A 3118-nucleotide genomic window follows, 5' to 3' on the forward strand; every position below is an offset into this window, starting at 1 on the left:
GAACGTGATACGGCTTATTTAGCAAATGCCCTAGAAGTTTTTCTTATCTCTAAAATCCAACCTGTCCACAATGTAGTTAAAGTTGGTATGTAATTTCGCATAAGAGATTTTATGTTAAATAAGATGGAACTTAGACAAAATTTTATTAATAGTTATGCATTCTGCACAGTTAGTTTTAGACCTAAAGCATTTACTACACGATTAATCGTATCAAAACGAGGTGCTGAATCTTGACGGAGTGCTTTGTAAAGTGCTTCACGTCCAATTCCTGCTTCTTTAGCGATTTGAGTCATACCACGAGCTTTAGCAATTACACCAAGTGCATGAGCTAGTTCAGCAGGGTCATTCTCTTCAAGAACCATATTAAGATACATTACAATATCTTCTTCACTCTTAAGTGCTTCTGCCATGTCAAAGCTAGGTAGATCAGCTATTTTAACCATTTTTCAATCCTCTAAAGATTTTGATAAATCAACAGCTCGTTCTATATCCTTTTGCTGTGTAGATTTATCACCACCTCCAAGCATCACAATGATTACATCACCATGTTTGATGTAATACATGCGCCAACCTGGTCCGAAGAACTCTCGCATTTCCCAAACACCTTCTTGAAGATGCTTTACATCGCCCCAATTACCACGCTGAACCTTATCTAATCTTCGATTCAGTTTAAGACGGGTCATACTGTCTTTAATGCTATCTAGCCATTCATCAAATTCAGGGAGACGTTTAATCTCGGTCATGAAAGTTCCTCTTTATTGTATTCGATCGAATACACAACATTATAATGAATATATTTTATGAGTAAATGAAATAATAAGAATATATTTTATCAATTGATTATTTAATAACCTATGTTCTTGGCAAAAGGTATCAAACCTGCTCATAAAAAAGCCGACTTGTTTCTAAGTCGGCTTTTTACTGTTTTTGAAGTCAGTCAAAATTTTATAACTATATGAAAAACAATAATATTTTAAATTGCGTTTCGTATAAGCTCTATTATGTTAAATAATTAAGGATAAAAGCTTTATTACTAAATAGAACAGTTGCTTAAAGCAGTATAGAGTTAAGTTTGCATTTTAATATCAAGTTGTCTTTCAGCACCGATAATCACCATACGAATCCCATTTTCAAAAATGTCATCCGCATTCATATTTTGTAAGGTATTCACTCCTTGGAGCATGAGTGGATATATAGTTGGATCGGCTTCGAATGGTGGGTCTGATCTTATTTCTTCTTGCTGCTCCTCAAGGACCCACCCAACAATAAACCTTCCTAATGTCATAAGTAATGCAACTGCTTCAACAGGAGAAAACCCAGCATGAGATAACAGCGCAACTTGGGCCTCAATCGTGTTGAAATGTCCTTGACTGGGGCTAGTTCTTGCATGTAGACGAGCACCATCACGGTAAGCTAGTAGTGCTCGACGAAAGCTTACAGAATTAGCGAGCAACCAATCTTGCCATGTCATCCCATCGATGGGTAAAGAAACTAAATGGTGTTCATTTATAATGGTTTCCGCCATTGCTTCCATTAACAAGGATTTATTCTTGAAATGCCAATATAGAGTTGGAGATTTAATACCCAATCGTTGAGCTAGCTTGCGTGTGGTTATTGAATCTATGCCTTCTTCATTCAACATATCCAATGCGGTACGCAGGACTATTTCACGTGTCAGACGTTGAGGTGCAATATCTTTTTTACTCATAAATCTATCACTGATAGGGAGTGTGTGAGAGAATATTAATTCTATCATTGCTAGAGAAGGCATTTGTGAAGAAATCATTGAGCGTGATTTTAATCACTATATTTCTGGATGCTGTTGGGATTGGTTTAATTATGCCGATCTTGCCTGAATTATTACGGTCATTGGCTGGAGCTGAAGCAGGCGGTGTTCACTATGGTGCTTTATTAGCTGTGTATGCTCTGATGCAGTTCATTTTTGCACCTATCCTTGGAGCGTTGAGTGACCGATTTGGACGTCGACCTGTATTAATTATTTCAATTGCTGGTGCAACGGCTGATTATCTCCTAATGGCTGCTGCTCCTTCTCTATTGTGGCTATATATTGGTCGTATTTTTGCGGGAATTACAGGTGCCAACATGGCTGTTGCAACAGCTTATGTTTCAGATATTACTCCAGCCCATGAGCGTGCAAAAAGGTTTGGTCTCCTTGGAGCTGTCTTTGGTATTGGGTTTATAGCGGGTCCGGTAATAGGTGGAGTTTTGGGTGAATGGAACTTACATGCACCGTTCTTTGCTGCTGCTTTTATGAATGGGATTAATTTAATAATGACAGCAGTCTTATTAAAAGAATCAAAACACAGCAATAAAATGACTGAGAAGGTTCAGGAGCAATCAATATTAAAGAAATTATCCTATTTGATCACTCAACCTAATATGGCTCCATTGCTTGGTATCTTTTTAATTATCACATTGGTTTCACAAGTCCCCGCAACTTTATGGGTTATCTATGGGCAGGATCGTTATGGCTGGAGTATATTTATTGCAGGTGTTTCCCTTGCTAGTTATGGAATATGCCATTCTATTGCACAGGCTTTTGCTATCGCCCCTATGGTAAAGAGGTTTGGAGAGAAAAATACGTTGTTATGTGGAATAGCTTGCGATGCAATTGGTTTACTTCTTTTATCTATTGCTGTTGAAGAATGGGTGCCTTTTGCGTTGTTACCATTGTTTGCCCTTGGTGGAGTAGCCGCTCCTGCTTTGCAAGCAATGATGTCCAGAGGTATTAGTGATGAAAGACAAGGTGAATTACAAGGGCTATTAAGCAGTTTTAATAGTCTGGGGGCTATAATTGGTCCTGTATTAGTTACTAGCCTCTATTTTATGACTCAGGCATCAGCTCCTGGAATGGTATGGGCATTAGCTGCAATACTTTATGTAATCACCCTACCCTTATTGCTTAAGTATCGCCTGAATAAATATTCTGGAGTTCCATAAAATATTTAATTTATTGGTTTAAAAACTAATGGATTCTATAGTTTATCTAAAATTAACATAATACACCTTATACGAAATTTGTTATAATTCTCGTGAAAATTCAACGCTGTAGTTCCTAGTTGATAGCCCGAGTTTCCATGACCGGGCTTTTTTTATG

Annotated in this window: 4 protein-coding genes; 1 reads left to right on the forward strand and 3 read right to left on the reverse strand. The window is 37.6% G+C overall.

Annotated features, from left to right (window positions below; translation table 11 throughout):
* Window positions 1-152 precede the first annotated feature (152 nt).
* The 3 genes from G5T77_RS09375 to G5T77_RS09385 form a co-directional block, all read right to left on the reverse strand.
* Entirely contained in the window at window positions 153-443 is a 291-nt protein-coding gene (locus tag G5T77_RS09375; RefSeq protein WP_004787581.1) for an addiction module antidote protein, read from the reverse strand.
* A gap of 3 nt (window positions 444-446) precedes the next feature.
* Window positions 447-743, reverse strand: coding sequence for a type II toxin-antitoxin system RelE/ParE family toxin (locus G5T77_RS09380; RefSeq protein WP_004787583.1), 297 nt, complete (start codon window positions 741-743; stop codon window positions 447-449).
* Window positions 744-1066: 323 nt separating this feature from the next.
* Window positions 1067-1708, reverse strand: coding sequence for a TetR/AcrR family transcriptional regulator C-terminal domain-containing protein (locus tag G5T77_RS09385; protein WP_004787586.1), 642 nt, complete (start codon window positions 1706-1708; stop codon window positions 1067-1069).
* A 65-nt stretch (window positions 1709-1773) separates the two neighbouring features.
* Between G5T77_RS09385 and tet(39) the strand changes: the two genes are divergently transcribed.
* Entirely contained in the window at window positions 1774-2961 is a 1188-nt protein-coding gene (tet(39), locus tag G5T77_RS09390; RefSeq protein WP_046267530.1) for a tetracycline efflux MFS transporter Tet(39), read from the forward strand.
* Window positions 2962-3118 lie beyond the last annotated feature (157 nt).

The organism is Acinetobacter sp. GFQ9D191M (assembly GCF_011174875.1).
Lineage (GTDB): Bacteria > Pseudomonadota > Gammaproteobacteria > Pseudomonadales > Moraxellaceae > Acinetobacter.